At 66.6% G+C, this 18,792-nt stretch carries 13 protein-coding genes; 6 read left to right on the top strand and 7 right to left on the bottom strand.

Annotation, left to right across the window (positions count from 1 at the left end):
- The first annotated feature begins 14 nt into the window (after positions 1–14).
- From ACO2Q5_RS16570 to cobA, 6 genes are read left to right on the top strand one after another with little or no spacing between them, the layout of a single operon-like run.
- Positions 15–1,097: an ABC transporter permease gene (locus tag ACO2Q5_RS16570; RefSeq protein WP_423293065.1), complete on the top strand. Its 1,083-nt coding sequence runs from the start codon at positions 15–17 to the stop codon at positions 1,095–1,097.
- A gap of 2 nt (positions 1,098–1,099) precedes the next feature.
- Entirely contained in the window at positions 1,100–2,761 is a 1,662-nt protein-coding gene (locus ACO2Q5_RS16565; RefSeq protein ID WP_423293063.1) for an ABC transporter ATP-binding protein, read from the top strand.
- Positions 2,761–5,190, top strand: a complete 2,430-nt coding sequence (gene nirB, locus ACO2Q5_RS16560) for a nitrite reductase large subunit NirB (RefSeq protein WP_423293061.1) — start codon at positions 2,761–2,763, stop codon at positions 5,188–5,190. Before ACO2Q5_RS16565 ends, nirB begins: the two co-directional genes overlap by 1 nt.
- Before the next feature lie 5 nt (positions 5,191–5,195).
- On the top strand, positions 5,196–5,519 hold the full coding sequence (gene nirD / locus ACO2Q5_RS16555; RefSeq protein WP_423293130.1) for a nitrite reductase small subunit NirD: 324 nt from the start codon (positions 5,196–5,198) through the stop codon (positions 5,517–5,519).
- Positions 5,516–8,125: a molybdopterin-dependent oxidoreductase gene (locus ACO2Q5_RS16550; RefSeq protein ID WP_423293059.1), complete on the top strand. Its 2,610-nt coding sequence runs from the start codon at positions 5,516–5,518 to the stop codon at positions 8,123–8,125. The genes nirD and ACO2Q5_RS16550 overlap by 4 nt, the downstream gene beginning before the upstream one ends.
- Positions 8,122–8,910 (top strand): uroporphyrinogen-III C-methyltransferase, encoded by a 789-nt coding sequence (gene cobA, locus ACO2Q5_RS16545; RefSeq protein ID WP_423293057.1) that lies wholly within the window; start codon positions 8,122–8,124, stop codon positions 8,908–8,910. Before ACO2Q5_RS16550 ends, cobA begins: the two co-directional genes overlap by 4 nt.
- A gap of 214 nt (positions 8,911–9,124) precedes the next feature.
- On the opposite strand, the gene ACO2Q5_RS16540 is transcribed toward cobA, so the two are convergent.
- The 7 genes from ACO2Q5_RS16540 to ACO2Q5_RS16510 all read right to left on the bottom strand — a co-directional run bounded on the left by ACO2Q5_RS16540 (position 9,125) and on the right by ACO2Q5_RS16510 (position 18,710).
- Entirely contained in the window at positions 9,125–9,769 is a 645-nt protein-coding gene (locus ACO2Q5_RS16540; protein ID WP_423293055.1) for a hypothetical protein, read from the bottom strand.
- 24 nt (positions 9,770–9,793) lie between these two features.
- Complete coding sequence (locus tag ACO2Q5_RS16535; protein ID WP_423293053.1) at positions 9,794–12,232, bottom strand: heavy metal translocating P-type ATPase; 2,439 nt, start codon at positions 12,230–12,232, stop codon at positions 9,794–9,796.
- 162 nt (positions 12,233–12,394) lie between these two features.
- The gene (locus tag ACO2Q5_RS16530) at positions 12,395–13,552 is read right to left on the bottom strand and encodes an amidohydrolase (RefSeq protein ID WP_423293051.1); all 1,158 of its coding nucleotides are present in this window, start codon (positions 13,550–13,552) and stop codon (positions 12,395–12,397) included.
- Between the two features lie 87 nt (positions 13,553–13,639).
- Positions 13,640–15,271 carry a dipeptide ABC transporter ATP-binding protein gene (locus ACO2Q5_RS16525; protein ID WP_423293049.1) on the bottom strand — a complete coding sequence of 544 codons (1,632 nt, stop codon included), beginning with the start codon at positions 15,269–15,271 and terminating at the stop codon, positions 13,640–13,642.
- A gap of 10 nt (positions 15,272–15,281) precedes the next feature.
- Positions 15,282–16,136: an ABC transporter permease gene (locus ACO2Q5_RS16520; RefSeq protein WP_423293047.1), complete on the bottom strand. Its 855-nt coding sequence runs from the start codon at positions 16,134–16,136 to the stop codon at positions 15,282–15,284.
- On the bottom strand, positions 16,133–17,101 hold the full coding sequence (locus tag ACO2Q5_RS16515; protein ID WP_423293045.1) for an ABC transporter permease: 969 nt from the start codon (positions 17,099–17,101) through the stop codon (positions 16,133–16,135). The genes ACO2Q5_RS16520 and ACO2Q5_RS16515 overlap by 4 nt, the downstream gene beginning before the upstream one ends.
- A 7-nt stretch (positions 17,102–17,108) precedes the next feature.
- Entirely contained in the window at positions 17,109–18,710 is a 1,602-nt protein-coding gene (locus tag ACO2Q5_RS16510; protein WP_423293043.1) for an ABC transporter substrate-binding protein, read from the bottom strand.
- Between the last annotated feature and the right edge of the window lie 82 nt (positions 18,711–18,792).

Below are 18,792 nucleotides of genomic sequence, written 5' to 3'. Positions count from 1 at the left end.
CGCGGATCACAGCCATGACCTCGATCGACCCCGCCACCCTGCCCGGCAAAGAGCGTTCCTCCGTGCAGCCCCGCCTCAAGGCCGTGATCCAGCGGCTGGACCCGTGGTTCGCCCTGCTGGGGCTGGCCTGGATCGCGCCCTTGGGCCGCCTTCTCATCGGCGATGCGCCGCAGGTGCAGCTGCGGCTGATCTGGCGCACCGCGCTGGTGCCGCTGCTGGCCATCCTTGCCTTCCTTGCGCTTTGGGCATGGGCCGCGCCCAAGGTGGAAACCTCGCTCGGCGCCATTCCGGGGCCGGGACAAGTCTGGGCGCAGGTGGGCGTCCTGAATGCCGATGCCGCCGCCGAACAGGCCAAAGAGGCGGCGTTCTACGAAAAGCAGGCGGCCAAGAACGCCGAACTGGTGGCCGCGGGCAAGGCGGATGAGGTGAAGACCCGCAGCTATGCCGGCAAGCCCACCTACTACGACCAGATCCTGACCTCACTGAAGACGGTGTTCATGGGGTTCCTTTTGGCCACGGTGGTGGCGGTCCCTCTGGGCATTCTGGCGGGCCTGTCACCCACGGCGAATGCCGCGCTGTCGCCGCTCATTCAGGTGTTCAAGCCGGTCTCGCCGCTGGCATGGCTGCCCATCGTCACCATGACCGTCTCGGCGCTTTATGCCGGGGGCGATGGTGCGATGTCGAAAAGCTTCATCGTCTCGGCCGTCACGGTCACGCTCTGCTCGCTCTGGCCCACGCTGATCAATACCGCACTGGGCGTGGCGACCATCGACAAGGATCTGGTGAACGTGGGCCGCGTGCTGAAGCTGTCGCTCTGGACCCGGATCACCAAGCTGGTGCTGCCCTCGGCCCTGCCGCTGATCTTCACCGGGCTGCGGTTGTCCCTGGGCGTGGGCTGGATGGTGCTGATCGCGGCGGAAATGCTGTCGCAGAACCCCGGCCTTGGCAAATTCGTCTGGGATGAATTCCAGAACGGGTCCTCCGACAGTCTGGCTCGGATCATGGTGGCGGTGCTGACCATCGGCATCATCGGCCTGCTGCTGGACCGGGTGATGATCGCCGCGCAGACCCTGCTGACCTTTCAGGGGCGGAGGTAACCATGGCCGTCCTTGAATTCCGCAATGTCCACAAGGGCTTTGGCGATGGCGCCGCCCGGGCCGAGGTTCTGCGCAACATCAGCCTCTCGGTGGAGGAGGGTGAGTTTCTGGCCATCCTCGGCTTTTCAGGCACCGGGAAATCCACCCTGATCAACCTGATGGCCGGGCTTGCCCTTCCCGACCGTGGCAGCGTCACCTTCCGGGGCGCGCCCGTCACCGGCCCAGGGCCGGAGCGGGGGCTGGTGTTCCAGTCCTATTCGCTGATGCCATGGCTGACCGTGGCGGGCAATGTGGCGCTGGCGGTGGATGCAATCCACGGCGCCCGGCCCAAGACCGAACGCGCGGCCATGGTGGCGAAATATGTCGCCATGGTGGGCCTGTCCCATGCCGCCGCCCGGCGTCCGGCGGAACTGTCGGGGGGCATGCGGCAGCGCGTCTCGGTCGCCCGGGCGCTGGCGATGGAGCCACAGGTCCTGCTGATGGACGAACCGCTGTCCGCGCTGGATGCGATGACCCGCGCCGATCTGGCCGATGAGATCGAAGGCATCTGGCGGCGCGACCGCAAGACCGCGGTGCTGATCACCAATGACGTGGATGAGGCCATCGTTCTGGCCGACCGCATCGTCATCCTGACCCCCGACGGCACGCTGGGGCGGGAATTCCCGGTGGCGCTGGATCGCCCCCGTGACCGCGGCGCGCTGAACAACGATGCCACGTTCCAGCGCCTGCGCGCCGCCGTCACGGCGGAGCTGATGGAGGTGGGCCTGACCACGAAATCCGAGATGACGCGCCTTCTGCCCGCGCTGACGCCGCGCCATGCCCTGCCCCGCGCCTATGCGCAGGCCGCGCGCAGCCCGATCGACGACCGCTATCTGCATTATTCCCAGTTGTCCAAGGTCTATGACACACCGAAAGGCCCGCTGACCGTGGTCGAGAATTTCGACCTGAAGCTGAAGAAGGGCGAGTTCATCAGCCTGATCGGCCATTCCGGCTGCGGCAAATCCACCGTCTTGTCGATGACCGCCGGGCTGACCGGCATCTCCGGCGGGGCGATCAAACTGGACGGTTACGCCGTCGAAGGCGCCGACCCCGAACGCGCCGTGGTGTTTCAGGCGCCCAGCCTGTTTCCGTGGCTGACAGCGCGGGAAAATGTCGCCATCGGCGTGGACCGGGTTTACCCGACCGCCGGTCAGGCCGAACGGCAGGAGGTGGTGGAATACTACCTTGAGCGGGTGGGTCTGGGGGATGCGATGCACCGCCTCGCCTCCGACATGTCGAACGGCATGCGGCAACGGGTGGGCATCGCCCGCGCCTTTGCCCTGTCGCCGAAGCTTTTGCTGCTGGATGAACCCTTTGGCATGCTGGACAGCCTGACCCGCTGGGAATTGCAGGATGTCCTGATGGAGGTCTGGTCGCGCACGCAGGTGACTGCCGTCTGCGTGACCCATGACGTGGACGAGGCGATCCTGCTGGCCGACCGCGTGGTGATGATGACCAACGGCCCCCGCGCCACCATCGGCCAGATCACCGAGGTGAAGCTGCCCCGCCCCCGTTCGCGCCGCGCAATGCTGGATCATGCCGATTACTGGCACTACCGCGCCGAGATTCTGAACTTCCTGCACGACCATGCCCATGGTCCCGCCAAAAAGAAGGAAGCCGCGTGATGACCAAGAAACTTGTGGTGATCGGGGCCGGCATGGCCTCGGGGCGGATGCTGGAGCATCTGCTGGAGGCGGGCGGCGACTGGGATGTGACCCTGTTCAACGCCGAACCCCGCGGCAATTACAACCGGCTGATGCTGTCGCCGGTGCTGTCGGGCGAAAAGACCTATGACCAGATCGTCACCCATGATGCGGACTGGTATGCCGCGCAGGGCATCGACTGCCGCTTTGGCGAGGCGGTGGTAAAGATCGACCGCGCGAACAAGGTGGTCCATTCAGCGCAGGGCGGCATGCCCTATGACGCGCTGGTCATCGCCACCGGCTCGGCCCCGTTTATCATCCCAGTGCCGGGCAAGGACCTGCCGGGTGTCTGCACCTACCGCGATCTGGAGGATACCAATGCCATGATTGCCGCGGCCAAGCCCGGCGCCACGGCGGTGGTGATCGGCGGCGGCCTTCTGGGGCTGGAGGCGGCGGCGGGCATGGCCGCGCGCGGGGCCAGCGTGACGGTGATCCACCTGATGGGCCATCTGATGGAGCGGCAGCTTGACCCCTCGGCCGGGTATCTTCTGCAAAAAGACCTCGAACGCCGCGGGATCACCGTGCATTGCAAGGGCGCGACGAAGGCCATCCTTGGCACCGACAGGGTGGAGGCCGTGCTGCTGGAAGACGGCACCGTCTATCCCGCCGATCTGGTCTGCATGGCCGTGGGCATCCGGCCTGAGGTGCGGCTGGCCAATGATGCGCATCTGGAGGTGGGCCGCGGAATCGTGGTGAACGACCAGATGCAGACCAGCGACCCGGCGATTTACGCACTTGGCGAATGTGTCGAGCATGAGAAGCAGCTCTTCGGTCTTGTTGCGCCGCTCTATGATCAGGCGAAAGTGCTGGCCGAGACGCTGAATGGCGCTGAGACGGCCTTCCGCCCGGTCCAGACCGCAACCAAGCTGAAGGTCACCGGCGTCGATCTGTTCAGCGCGGGCGATTTCGCCGATGGCCCGGGGCGCGAGGATATCGTGTTCCGCGACCCCGGCCGCGGCATCTACAAACGGCTGATCCTTGAAGGCGACCGTCTGCTGGGCGCGGTGATGTATGGAGATACCGCAGACGGATCGTGGTTCTTTGATCTGATCAGGCAGGGCAAGGACGTGTCCCCCCTGCGTGAGACGTTGATCTTTGGCCCGGCCTTCGCCGCGGGGGGTGCCTCTGCGGACCCTCTCGCCGCCGTTGCAGCCTTGCCGCCTGAGGCGGAGATCTGCGGTTGCAACGGCGTCTGCAAGGGCCGGATCGTTCAGGCCGTCGAAGGCGGCGCCACCTCGCTGGATGCGGTGCGGGCCCAGACCAAGGCCAGCGCATCCTGCGGGACCTGCACCGGGCTGGTGGAAAAGGTCATGGCCCTGTGCCTTGGCGACAGCTTCAAGGCCGATGCCAATCCGCCGATGTGCAAATGCACCGATCACACCCATGAAGACGTGCGCCGTCTGATCAAGTCGCAGGGGCTGAAGTCGATCCCGGCGGTGATGCAGGAACTGGGCTGGAAGACGGTGGGCGGCTGCGCCTCCTGCCGGCCAGCGCTGAATTATTACCTGATCGCCGACTGGCCGCTGGACTATCGCGACGACCGGCAATCGCGGTTCGTGAACGAACGCAATCACGCCAATATCCAGAAGGACGGCACCTATTCCGTCGTCCCGCGGATGTGGGGCGGGGTGACCAACCCGGCCGAACTGCGCGCCATTGCCGATGCCGCGGACAAATACAATGTGCCGATGGTCAAGGTCACCGGCGGCCAGCGGATCGACCTTCTGGGCGTGAAGAAAGAGGATCTGCCCGCGATCTGGGCCGATTTCAACGCCGCGGGGATGGTCTCGGGCCATGCCTATGCCAAGGGGCTGCGCACGGTGAAAACCTGCGTGGGCCAGCAGTTCTGCCGCTTTGGCACGCAGGATTCCACCGGCCTTGGCATCGCGCTGGAAAAACTCCTCTGGGGGTCTTGGACGCCCGCGAAGGTCAAGTTGGGCGTGTCGGGCTGCCCGAGGAACTGCGCCGAGGCGACGTGCAAGGATATTGGCGTCGTCTGCGTGGACTCTGGCTTTCAGATCAGCGTGGCGGGCGCCGCAGGCCTTGACGTGCGGGAGACGGAACTGCTGGTCACCGTCCCCACCGAGGCCGAGGCGATGGAGGTCATTGCCGCCTTCGTCCAGCTCTACCGCGAAAACGCGCGCTACCTGCACCGCATCTACAAGTGGGTGGACAAGGTCGGGTTGGACTGGTGCCGCGAACGGATCGCGGACACGGAAAGCCGCCGCGCGCTCTATGACCGTTTCATGCTGTCGCAGTCGGTCTATCAGACCGACCCTTGGGCCGAACATGCCGCCCGCCCGCAGGACTGGGCGCCGATGAAGACCATCTCAATGGAGGCCGCGGAATGAACGCCATGACCGGAGCCTGGATCGAGATCGGGCCTTTGTCCGACATCCCGCCGCAGGGCGCCCGGGTGGTGAAGACGCCGCAGGGCTGCATCGCCGTCTTCCGCACCGCCACCGATCAGGTCTTTGCCCTGACCGACCGCTGCCCCCACAAGGGCGGCCCCCTGTCCGAAGGCATCGTCCACGGCGACCGGGTGACCTGCCCGCTGCACAACTGGGTGTTCGACATGAACACCGGCGCGGCGCAGGGCGCGGATGTGGGTCAGGTGGGCACATGGCCCGCGCGGGTTCAGGGGGGGCAGGTCTTTCTGGACCTGTCACAACCGGGATGACCGTGCCGGAAATCCGCAGCACCTGCCCCTATTGCGGGGTGGGCTGTGGCGTCTTGCTGCGCGCCACTGAAGCAGGGGTCACGGTCCGGGGCGACCCGGACCACCCGGCCAACCGCGGGCGGCTCTGCTCCAAAGGCTCGGCCCTCGGGGAAACCGTCGGGCCGGAGGGGCGGCTTCTGGCGCCGATGATCGGGAACCGCCGGGCGGGCTGGGAAGAGGCGCTGGATCTGGTCGCCGCCCGCTTTCACGACACGATCGCAGCGCATGGGCCGGAGTCGGTGGCCTTCTACGTCTCGGGTCAGTGCCTGACCGAAGATTACTATGTGGCGAACAAGCTGATGAAGGGCTTCATCGGCAGCGCCAACATCGACACCAATTCGCGGCTGTGCATGGCCTCGGCCGTAGCGGGGCACCGCCGGGCCTTTGGCACTGACACCGTGCCGGGACTGTATGAGGATCTGGAACAGGCCGATCTGGTGGTTCTGGTCGGGTCCAACATGGCATGGTGCCATCCGGTGCTGTTCCAACGGTTGCAAGCCGCGCGTGAGGGCCGCGGCACCCGTGTGGTCGTGATCGATCCGCGCCGCACCTCCACCTGCGACAGCGCCGATCTGCACCTGCCGATTGCACCAGGCGGCGATGCCGCGCTGTTCAACCTGGCCCTTGCCGAGGCAGAGCGGCGCGGCCTTCTGGACGCGGCCTTCCTGCAAAACGTGGAGGGCGCCAATGCCGCGCTGGAGGCCGCCCGTGCGACGGACCCCACGCTGACCGGCCTGACCGCCGCGCAACTGGCGCAGTTCTTCGACCTGTGGCTGGGCACCAGGCGGGTGGTTACCTGCTGGTCGATGGGGGTGAACCAGTCCGACAGCGGCACCGACAAGGTGAATGCGATTCTGAATCTGCATCTGGCCACCGGCCGGATCGGCCAGCCCGGCATGGGACCCTTCAGCCTGACCGGCCAGCCCAATGCCATGGGCGGGCGCGAGGTGGGCGGGCTGTCGAACATGCTGGCCTGCCACCTGAACCTTGAAGACCCCCTCCACCGGCAGGCCGTGGCCGATTTCTGGGCCGCGCCCCGGATGGCGGAAACACCGGGGCTGAAGGCGGTGGACCTGTTCCGCGCGGTGGAGGCGGGCCGGGTCAAGGCCTTGTGGATCATGTGCACCAACCCCGTGGTGTCCATGCCCGAGGCAGAGCGGGTCGCCCGCGCCATCGCCGGATGCGATTTCGTGGTGGTCAGCGACATGATGGCCGAAACCGATACTGCCCGGCTGGCCCATGTCCGCCTGCCCGCCACCGGCTGGGGTGAGAAGGACGGAACCGTCACCAATTCCGAACGCCGGATCAGCCGCCAGCGCCCGTTCCGCACCCCGATGGGAGAGGCGCGGGCCGACTGGTGGCAGATGGCGCAGGTCGCGCGCCGCATGGGCTTTCACGGCTTTGACTGGTCCCATCCGGCGGAGGTATTCGCCGAACATGCCGCCTTGTCGGGCGTGGCCGGGGGTTTGGGATCGGATTTCGATATTTCGGACCATGCCGGGATCACCCATGCCGGATATGACGCGCTGCAGCCGTTCCTCTGGCCCGCCAACGCGCGGCGGCAGGGCGGGCGGTTCTTTGGCGACGGGCGGTTCCACCACAAGGACGGCCGCGCCCGGATGATTGGCGTCACGCCGCGGGCGACGCCTGCGCCCATGGTGCTGAACACCGGGCGGGTGCGCGACCATTGGCATACGATGAGCCGCACCGGCCTTGCGCCCCGGCTGAACCAGCACATGGCCGAACCCTATCTGGAGATCCACCCCGCGGATGCCGCCCGTCTGGGGCTGGAGGCGGACGGGCTGGCACAGGTGACGGCTTTGGGCGAAACGGCGGTGCTGCGGGTGCTGCTGTCGGACCGGGTCGCCCCGGGCAATCCCTTCGCGCCCATCCACTGGACCGCGGAAACCGCCGCCCGCGGACGGGTGGGCGTGGTCATCCCGGGGCCGGTCGATCCCGTCTCGGGCCAGCCCGCGCTGAAATCGGCCGCGGTCAGTGTGGAGCCCTTCCGCGCCGTATGGTTCGGCTATGCCGTGGCCGCCCGCCCCTTCCGCCCCGACTGCGCCTATTGGGCGCGCGCGGTCCATGCCAAGGGCATGACAGCGGAACTGGCCGGGTGCACCCTGCCCGAAAATTGGGAGGCCGCCGCGCGGGAGATGTTCGGCCTTGATGCAAGGGCCGAGGCGCAGGTCTTCACCGATCCGCAGCGCGGACGGGTGCGGCTGGCCTTCGTGCAGGACGGCGCGCTGGTCGCAGCCCTGTTCATCGACCGCCAGCCCCTGGCCATCGCGCGCGGCCATGTCGCCTCGCTTCTGGGAGAGGCGCCCGGCCCGGCCCTGCTGTCCGGCCAGCCCGGCACCGACCGGCCCGATCCCGGCCCCACCGTCTGCGCCTGTTTCAGCGTGGGGCTGAACACCCTCACCGCCGCCATTGCCCGCGGAGACTGCCTGACCGTTGCCGCCCTTGGCGCCAGCCTGAAGGCGGGCACCAACTGCGGCGCCTGCCGCCCGGAACTTGCCGCCCTCCTCACCCGCCACACCCCAGTGCTGAAGGAAGCCGCCGAATGAGCCTGCTGCCGCATCCCGACGATATGCGCCCCGCCCCGCCCTTCGGCCGTCTGACGCTGGTCGGCGCAGGTCCCGGCGCGGCGGATCTGATGACCTTCCGCGCGGTGGACCGGCTGCGGGCCGCGGATGTGGTGCTGTATGACCGGCTGATCGGGCCGGATATGCTGGCGCTGATCCCGGCGGGGACGCGGCGGATCGACGTGGGCAAGGAATGCGGCCACCACCACTGGACCCAGACCGAAATCGACGCGCTGATCCGGGCCGAGCTGCGGAGGGGCCTGCATGTGCTGCGGTTGAAATCCGGCGATCCGTCGATCTTTGGCCGCGCGGGCGAGGAGATCGCCGCCGCCGAAGCCGAGGGTGCCGAGGTCGAGATCGTGCCGGGCATCACCGCCGCCTCGGCCGCGGCGGCCAGTCTGGGCCGCCCGCTGACCACCCGCGGCGTGGCGCAGCGGCTGGTCCTGGCCACCGCCACCGGAACGGATGGTCAGGCGGCGGACCGGATGTGCGCCAGCTTTGGCCCCGGCACCACGCTGGCACTGTATATGGGTCTGTCCAAGCTGCCGCAGATCCGCGATCACCTGCTGGCGGCCGGTGCCGTGCCGGACACGGCTGTGACGGTCATCGCCTCAATCAGCCTGCGCGCAGAACAGCATGTGACCCTACCCTTGGCCGATCTGGCGCAGGCGGCGGGCCGGATGCCCGCGGGCCATCCGGCGCTGATCCTGCTGAGCTGGGGTCAGCTGGTCACCGCCCCGGATCCGGCGGCGATGGTCTGCGCCTAGCGGACCGAAACCCGCGCGCCCTGCATCATCCGCAGCACTCTCCGGAATGTTCGGCGGCGCCGGGCTTTGCCGGCCCCCCTGTTCTTGTATGATATAGAAGCCATCCCCGCTGATCCGCCACCGGGACGGGGCGAGACGGATCGGCCTGCCACCGGGCTGTGCCCGACGGCAGGACCCTTCACCGAGCGGCTGACCAGCCGATCCGCCCCCTGTTTCATCCCTGCGGCAGATCGAATTCGCGCCGGTGCGCGTGATCGCCATGCGACCATGCCAGACGCAGGCGCACGGGTTGTGCGTCCCCGGTGCTCACCGACAGGGTCGTGACGACGGCTGTGGGTTCGGCGGCAAAGACCTCGATCCGCCCTTCGGCATCAATGCTTTCCAGCGTGATGAGTTCGGCCGGTGCCGCGGGACCTTCGGCGCCGCCGTTGTAGAACACCAGCCCCCAGACCGGACCGCCCTGCCCGATGATCTCCACCTGAGCGCCGTGGCCCATATCGGTCATGAAACCGCCGCGCGGGCCGCGGTCGGCCGTGACCACAGGTGCATCCGGGAACCTGTGCTGGCGGGACAGCCTGCCCTCAGGCGTGGTCAGCGAAATGCGGGCATGGGTGGCGAACTCGACCCAGCCCTCGCCGACCACGGTGCCGGGGGTGGCCCCGGGCCGCAGTTTCAGGTTGCGGGCGATCTGGTCGCTGCTGATCGCCTCGACCTGCAGGGCGCCACAGTCGACCGCGCGGGGCATCCCGGCCAGATCGGTGAACAAGATCAGCCAGCTGTCCTCGTCCTGCCGCAGGATGTCGGCGCGCCAATCCTGGCCAAGGTTCAGGCGTTCGATCTGCATGGTGGCATCGGACATGATGTTTCCTTTCTTCAATCAGGGTCAAAGATCGCGGTTGCGGCCGAAGCGCAGCAGCCGCATGGCGTTCAGCGTGACAAGGACGGTGGCCCCGGTATCGGCAAAGACGGCGATCCAAAGGCCGGAAATCCCGGTGACCGTCGTGACCAGGAACACGACCTTGAGGCCAAGCGCGATCAGCACGTTCTGGCGGATGTTGCGCATGGTTTCGCGGGACAGGCGCACCATGCCGCCGATGTCGGTGATCCGGTTGCGCATCAGGGCGGCGTCAGCGGCCTCCATCGCCACATCTGTGCCCGAACCGATGGCCAGCCCGACATGAGCCATGGCCAGAGCAGGGGCATCATTTACGCCGTCGCCCACCATCACCACGGTGCGGGTGGTGCTGATCTGGCGGACCCGTTCGACCTTGTCCTCGGGCAGCAGTTCGGCATGGGCCACCACACCCAGCTTGCCCGCGATGGCCTCGGCGGTGGCGCGGTTGTCGCCGGTCAGCATCACGCTTTCGATGCCAAGCCGCTTCAGCGCGGCCACCCCTTCGATGGCATCGGCGCGCGGCTCGTCCCGCATGGCGATCAGGCCAAGCGCCTGCCCGTCGGCCATGACCACGGCCAGCGTCTTGCCCTCGGCCTCCAGCCGCTGCGCGGCCTGCGCCTGATCGGGCGGCAGCGTGCCATAGGTCGCGGCAAAGCGGGGCGCCCCGATAAAGACCGCGCGGCCCCCGACCCGGCCCTCCATGCCGCGGCCCGCGATGTTGCGCACGCCTTCGGCGGATTTGGGCGCAATGCCCAGGCTTTCGGCATGGCGGCAGATCGCCTCGGCCAGGGGGTGGCTCGATTCACGCTCGATGGCGACGGCGGTGGACAGCAGGTCTGCCAGCGTGCCCTGCCCCGTCACCACTTCGGTGACCTGCGGCTTGCCCTGCGTCAGCGTGCCGGTCTTGTCGAAGGCCACGACCTGCGCCTTGGCCAGACTTTCGATGACCACACCGCCCTTGATCAGCATGCCGCGCCGGGTGCCGTTGGCAAGGCTGGCGGCAATCGCCGCGGGAACAGAGATGACCAGCGCGCAGGGGCAGCCGATCAGCAGCAGCGCAAGGCCGCGATAGACCCAGGTGCCCCAGTCGCCCAGACCGGCCAAGGGCGGAACCACTGCCACAAGCGCGGCAATCACCACGATCAGCGGCATATAGACCTTCGAAAAGGCGTCGATGAACCGTTCCGTCGGGGCCTTGGCGTCCTGCGCCTCTTCCACAAGCGCAATGATCCGGGCGATGGTATTGTCCCGCGCCTCGCGGTCCACGCGCACGCGCAGCGGCGCCTCGTGGTTGATCGACCCGGCAAAGACGCGCGCATCGGGCTCTTTCACAACCGGGACACTTTCGCCGGTCATCGGCGATTCATCCACGCTGGAGGTGCCCGACAGCACCACGCCATCGGCGGGGATACGCTCTCCGGGGCGGCACAGCACGACCTGACCGATCTGCAACGATGCAGCCGGAACCTCACGCAGGGTGCCCGCCTCCTCGATGGTCGCCACACGCGGCACCAGCGAGCCGAGCGCCTTGATCCCTGAGCGGGCCCGGGCGGCGGCCAGCCCCTCCAGCACCTCGCCGATGGAGAAGAACAGAACGACGATTGCCGCCTCCTCGCCCTCGTCGATGAAAAGCGCACCGATGGCGGCCAGCGTCAGCAGCATCTGGATGGTAAAGGGCGCGCCGAAGCGCAGGGCGACGAAGGCCTTGCGGGCAATCGGCGCCAGCATGATCAGTGTGGTTGCCATGAAGGCATAGCGCCCGGCCTCGGGCAGGATCTGCCCCGCCACGAAGGAGACGGCGACCAGAACCGCACCCAGCATGGCATGCCGCATCTTCGGCTGCTGCCAGATGCTGGCGGCCTTATCCGGGGCGGCTTCCGTCGGGGCCGCAGCCGGCTGCACGGCCGCGGGAGTGGGCGGCGCGGCTGCGGTCTCCTCAAGCTTCGGGCGGAACCCCAGCTTTCGGATCGTCGCCTCCAGCTGCGGGCGCGGGGTGGCGGTCTGGTCCAGCCGCAGCGTCATCATCTCGCGCGCGACTGACACGTTGACGTCGGACACGCCGGGCATCTTGCCGATGGCGGTCGTGATGGTCGCAGCACAGCTGGCGCAATCCATCCCCTCAACGCGATAGACGAAGGGCACCGCATCAGCCGCGGGCGCCGCTTCGGCCGGCGACGGGGCCGTCAGCAGTTTGGGACGAAAGCCCAGCTTGCGCACCACAGCCTGCACCTGATCGACCGAGGTGGTGCCGACATCCAGCGCCAGCGTCATGGTTTCACGCGCCACCGAAACCGTCAGATCGCTGACGCCGGGCATCTTGCCGACCGCTGTGGTGATGGTGGCCGCACAGCTGGCGCAGTCCATTCCTGCAACGCTGAAGACGAAACTCCCGCCGGCAGGATTGCCGGGAACAGAGGTATGATTCATCACGATCTCCTGTAACTGAAGACCGTCGTAATTGCTGCACCGATTGGAGGAGCAAGAGGTTTCTGCGCGCAGTGCCCGAAAAAAATATTCAATAATATCAATAGCTAATACAATGTATCGCTTGCCACTGGCAGGGCAGATCACCGAAATCGCATCGGGGTGTCAGACCGAACCCGGGGCCTCAGCGCCGCCCGCCAGTGCCATCCACCACGCCGCACCCATCGGCAGGATCGCGTCGTTGAAGCGGTAGGTCGGGCTGTGCAGCCGATGCCCTTCACCGGTTGCGGTGCCCAGAAAGGCATAGCAGCCCGGCCGCTCCTGCAGCATGAAGGCAAAATCCTCTGATGCCATCGACGGCCGCGGCGCGGGGTCAACGGCCTCGGGGCCAAGGGCGCGGGCGGCGGCCGCGCGCGCGATGGCCACCTCCTCTGCCGTATTGTTCAGCACCGGATAGCCCCGGCGCCGTTCAAGGTCGATCCGCAGCCCGAAGCCCGCCGCCACGCTGGCGCAGATTGCCGACATCCGGTCATGGATCAGCTGCGCCGTGGCCTCCGACAGGCTGCGGGTGCAGCCCCGCATCTCCACCCGTTCCGGCAGCACATTATAGGCCGTGCCGCCATGGATCTGCGTGACCGACACCACACCGCTTTCCAGAGGGTCGATGTTGCGGGCCACCACGCTTTGCAGCATCTGGTGGATCTGGCTTGCGGCCAGCAGCGCATCCTGCCCGGATTGCGGCATGGCGGCATGGCAGCCCCGCCCTGTTACCGTGATATCGAACTGATCGACCGCCGCCATCTGCGCGCCGACACAGGCCGAGAACCTGCCCTGCGGCAGGTCGGGCCAGTTGTGCAGACCGAACACCCGGGCCACCGGCGCGATGCGAAACAGCCCATCCTCGATCATCCGCCGCGCGCCGGCGCCGGTCTCCTCGGCCGGCTGAAAGATGAACCACACGTCGCCCGGTGGCGGCGGGCCATGGCGCAATGCCTGTGCCGCGCCCAGAAGCATCGCCATATGGCCGTCGTGGCCGCAGGCATGCATCACGCCCGGATTGACCGAGGCATAGTCGAGCCCCGTCTCCTCGGGGATCGGCAGGGCGTCCATATCGGCGCGCAACCCGATTGGCGGGCGCAGTCCCTGCCCCTGCAACCGCGCGACCAGCCCGGTACCGCCGAGCCCGGTGACCGGCGCATAGCCCATCCCGGCCAGCCGCGCGGCCAGAAATTCTGCGGTCCGATGCTCCTGATAGCCGAGTTCGGGCATGCGGTGCAGGTGGTGGCGCCAGGCCTGCATTTTCTGCGTCAGATCGGCGTTCATCGCAAAGCCACCTGTTCAGGGAAAAAGGCGGCCGGGACACCCGCGTTTCCGCAGGGCCCCGGCCCAGTTGCCACAGGGAGCAGCGGGTCAGGCCGAAACCGCGCGGGCCGCGACGGCGGGCAAGAACGCGTTGGTCAGGCCGGGAATGGTGGACAACAGGGTGCGGGTGTAATCTTGGCAGGGACAGCCGAACATGTCATGCGCGGTGCCTTCCTCGACCACCTTGCCGTGTCGCAGGACGATGATCCGGTCACTGACCTTGCCCGCAACCCGCAGGTCGTGGGTGATGAACAGCATGGTCAGACCCAGCTGGTCGCGCAGCTGTGCCAAGAGGTCCAGCACCTGCGCCTGAACCGTCACATCCAGCGCCGAGACCGCCTCATCGGCGATCAGCAGATCGGGTTTCAGCGCCAGTGCCCGGGCGATGCCGATGCGCTGCCGCTGCCCGCCCGAAAACTCATGCGGATAGCGGTTCAGCACGCTGCGCCCCAGCCCCACCAGCGCCAAGAGATCGGCCGCTTCGGCATGGGCCTGCGCCTGCGACATGCCATGGGCAATGGGCCCCGCGGCAACCGCATCGACCACGCGCTGGCGCGGGTCCAGCGATCCGTAGGGGTCCTGAAACACGATCTGTATCCGCCTGCGCGCGGATTTGAGCGCCCTGCCCTGCAGCGACAGCAGATCCTGTCCATGCAGCCGGATCTGGCCGCTGTCGACGGGTTGCAGCCGGGTCAGGCAGCGCGCGATGGTGGATTTCCCCGAACCGGATTCCCCGACCAGCGACACCACCTCGCCCTTGCAGACCTTGAACGAAACGTCGTCCAGCGCGGCAATCCGCTTTTGGCGCAGAAAACCGTCCGAGATGGTGAAGACCTTGGACAGATTCCGCACCTCGACAACCGGTTCAGCGCGTTCTGCCAGCGCAGGGCGGCAGGCATCCAGCCGGGGCACCGCGGCCAGCAGGCTGCGGGTGTAGTCTTGCCGCGGACGCGCCAGAACCGCGTCGCGCTGGCCAAATTCCACCAGTTGCCCGTGCTGCATCACCGCCACATCATCGGCAATGTCAGCCACGATCCCGAAATCATGGGTGACGAAGACCAGCGCCATCCCGGTTTCGGCCTGAAGGTCACCCAGCAGATCCAGCACCTGCCGCTGGGTCGTCACGTCCAGCGCCGTGGTGGGTTCATCCGCGATCAGCACCTTCGGCTTCATCGCCACCGCCATGGCGATCATCACCCGCTGCCGCTGCCCGCCCGAAATGCGGAAGCTGTAGGAATTGGCAATGCGCTGCGGATCATGGATGCCCACCCGCTCCAGCAGATGCAGCACGCGGTCGCGCGCCTCGGCCCGGCTGCAGGACAGACCGTGTGCCTTGAACACCTCGGCAATCTGGCGGCCAACAGGCATCAGCGGGTTCAGCGCCGTCATCGGCTCCTGAAAAACCATGCCAACATCGCAGCCGCGCACCCGCTGCCAGCCGCGTTCGTCCAGCGCGGTCAGGACGGTGCCGTTCAGCGATACCGTTCCGCTGACGGCCTGGCGCAGGGCCGCGGGCAAGAGCCCGGCAACCGTCTGGCCGATCACCGACTTGCCAGAGCCGGATTCCCCCACGATGCACAGGGTGCGGCCCAGCGGAATATCCAGACTGACGTTGCGCACGGCATAGGGGCGATCCGCCCCCGCAGGCAGGCCAACGCTAAGGTTTTCGATCTTCAGCATGGCTTCCCCCTCACAACATGCTTTGCTTGCGCGAACCCAAGAGCCGCGGCAGCCCGTCCGCGATCAGCGTCAGCGCCAGCACGGTGGCAAACAGCGCCACGCCGGGGAAAAGGCTGATCCACCACGCATCCCGCAGGTTGCTTTGCCCGACGCCGATCATCATGCCCCAGGAAATACGGTTCACATCGCCAAGACCCAGGAAGCTGATGGTCGATTCCGTCAGGATGCCGCTGGCGACCTTCAGCGAGGCGACAGAGATGATCGGCCCCAACGCATTGGGCAGCATGTGGCCTGCCATGATCTTCCAGTGGCTTTCGCCCAGAACGGTGGCGGCCAGCACGAATTCTCGGCTGCGCAGCGACAGGAACTCGGCCCGGATCAGCCGCGCGACCGGCGCCCATGTGACCAGCGCAATCGCCAGAACCACCGACCACATCGACGGCCCCAGCACCGCCACCAGCACCAGCGCCAAGGCAAGGCCCGGCATGGTCTGGAGGAATTCCGAAAAACGCATCAGGATGTCATCCACGATGCCGCCGAAATAGCCCGCAAGACCGCCGACGATCACCCCGATCAGGATCGCCGCCGCCGCCGAGGCCGCCCCCACGATCAAGGACACCTGCGCCCCGTGGATCACGCCCGACAGCACATCGCGACCCAGCGTGTCCGTGCCCAGAAGATGCCCCTGTGACAGGGGCGGAAGATAGGGCTGCCCGGCCAGTTCCCATGGGCCATAGGGGGCCAGCAGCGGCGCACCTATCGCCGCCAGGCACAGCGCCACCAACACGCCCGTTCCCAGGATCAGCTGCCAGTCATATTCGCGTGGCGCGCGCGCCGCGGGAATGTCCGTTTTCACATCGGTCATTTTGCCAACTCGATTCTGGGATCGACGACCGCATAAAGGACGTCGGCAATCAGGTTGAAGATCAGCACCATGGCGGCCGAGGCCAGAAACACGCCCAAAAGCATGTTGTAATCCCGCTGGGTCAGCGCCTCATATCCAAGCCTGCCGATGCCGGGCCAGGCGAAGATCGTCTCGACCGCGATCGACCCGCTGACCAGATTTCCCGCCTGAAGCGAGGCCATGGTCAGGATCGGCAGCAGCGAATTGGGCAGGACATGGCGCCGGGTGATCTGGCCCTTGGTCAGCCCCTTGGACCGCGCCGTGCGCACGAAATCCAGTTGCGTCACCTCGATGATCGAGGTTCGCGCCAGCCGCACATAGACCGCGATATAGAACAGCGACAGCGTGACGGCGGGCAGCACCAGATGCGACAGGAATTTGGCCACACCCGGGGCCTGCCCGTATTCGAATCCGGTCCCCGAGGCAGGCAGCCAGCCAAGCTGCAGCGAGAAGGTCAGGATCATCATCAGCCCGATCCAGAACACCGGGACCGAGTAGAGCCCGAGCGTCAGGATACGGATCGTGCGGTCCAGCGCGGTATCGGGCCGGGTTCCGGCGATGACACCCAGGCCGACCCCCACGATCAGCGACAGCACGAAGGCCGAGCCGGTCAGCGCCACCGTCGCAGGCAGCCGGGAGAGGATCAGGTCAAGCACCTCGCTCTGCAGCCGGTAGGAATAGCCCAGATCCAGCGACACCGTATTGGTGATATAGGTCTTGAGCTGGACCAGCAGGGGCTGGTCCAGTCCGTAGATCCGGCGGATGGACTCGACAAAGGCCGGGTCCGAGGTGCCGCTTTCCCCGGCGATCACCGTCGCCGGGTCGCCGGGAATAAGCCGGATCAGCAGGAAATTCAGGGAGACGACGCCCAGAAGCAGCACCGCTGCCTTGCACAAGCGCCTGATGATGTAGCCGAGCGTCTTCATCCCGCTCTCACTGATCAATATAGGCTTCGCGCCACGAGCCCCAGGGCCCGAACGCATCCGTCACCACCCCGTGCACCGATTTGTGCGAGATGGTCAGACGTTCCAGATCCAGAAGCCAGATCGCCGGAACATCCTCGACGATCTTCGTCTGGATCCGGGCATAAAGATCGGCACGCTTGGCCGGATCCATCTCCATGCCCGCCTCGTCATACAGCGCATCGACCTCGGGGTTGGCATAGCCGCCCATGTTCGAGAACATCACGCCTTTGCGGATATTGTCCGAATGATAATAGCTGCGGCTGCCGATGCCCGGGTCGGCAAACTGGCCAAGCGCCGCGATGGCAATATCATAGTTCCAGTTCGACATCCGGTCATACCAGTTTGCAAGGTCCACCGTCTGCAGCTCGGTTTCGACGCCGATCTTGCGCCAGGCCTCGCGCAGGTATTCCGCCAGACGGCCATAGGGTTCGCCGGGCAGGATCAGCAGGCCGACCCTGAGCGGATTGCCCGCCGCATCGACGCGCATCCCGTCGGCACCGAGGGTGGTCCCCATCTCGTCCAGCAGGGCGTTTGCGGTTTCGACGTTGAAGTCATAGCCCGGCAGGTCGGCGGTGAAATATTTGGTCGAGGCGCTGACCGGCCCGGCCGACAGCTTGCCCAGACCGCCCCAGATGTGATCGCGCACGAACTGGCGGTCAACCGCGTGGTACAGGGCGCGGCGGAAGTCCAGATTGTCCATCGGCGCCGTCCGCATATTGATGCTGAGCAGCGACTGCGAGGCGAAATACTCCCATCCGGCCGGGTTCAGCTCCAGCACGCCATCCTTGCGCATCCGCGAAATGTCGCTGCTGCTGAGCTCCAGAGACGACGCGACCTGCACATCCCCGGTTTCCAGCGCGATCCCGCGCGAGGCCGCATCGGGCATGATCCGGTAGGTGACGGCATCCAGATAGGGCAGATCGGCGTCCCAGTAGTCTGCGTTCCGCTCCAGCCGCAGATACGACCCGCGTTCCCAGGTGACAAAGCGGAACGGTCCGGTGCCCACCGGCGCGGCATTGGCCGGGTTATTGGCGTAATCCGTGCCCTCATAGATATGCTTGGGCATGATCGGCATCTGCTGGCCGGGGAACAGCATCAGGAAATAGGGCACCGGCTGGTCCAGCGTGATGACGACGGTTTCCGCGTCCGGCGCCTCGATGGATTTGACGTTCTGCAGCGATTGCTCGGCCGCGGCATTAACCGCAGGCAGCATGGTGCCCAGGCTGAACACCACATCGGCCGAGCTGAAATCGGCCCCGTCATGCCATTTCACGCCCGATTGCAGGTGAAAGGTATAGACGGTGCCGTCTTCCGAGACCTCCCAGCTTTTCGCAAGCGCCGGGATCGGCTCCAGATCGCTGGTGTAATTCAGCAGACCCTCAAAGATCTTTGCGGCCACGATCCGGGTGTCACCGCCATGCGGAAAAGCCGGGATCAGCCCCTTGGGATCACCCCGCATCACCGTCACCAGATTGCCGCCATGCGTCTGCGCCAGAAGCGGGGCCGATGTCAGGGCACAGACCGCCAGAACGCTGGCAAATCGCAGGAGACTTTTCGTATTCCCATTCATTCTCATTGCTTTACCTTCCTGAAGAGTGTTGGCTTTCTGTGGCCGGACGTGCCATTCGGCATCTGTCTTTTGGCAGAACAGG

The sequence above is a fragment of the Neotabrizicola sp. VNH66 genome (genome assembly GCF_049445895.1).
GTDB lineage: Bacteria > Pseudomonadota > Alphaproteobacteria > Rhodobacterales > Rhodobacteraceae > Pseudogemmobacter.
Note: the sequence above shows the minus strand (reverse complement) of the source record. Positions and strands in the feature narration are given on the sequence as shown.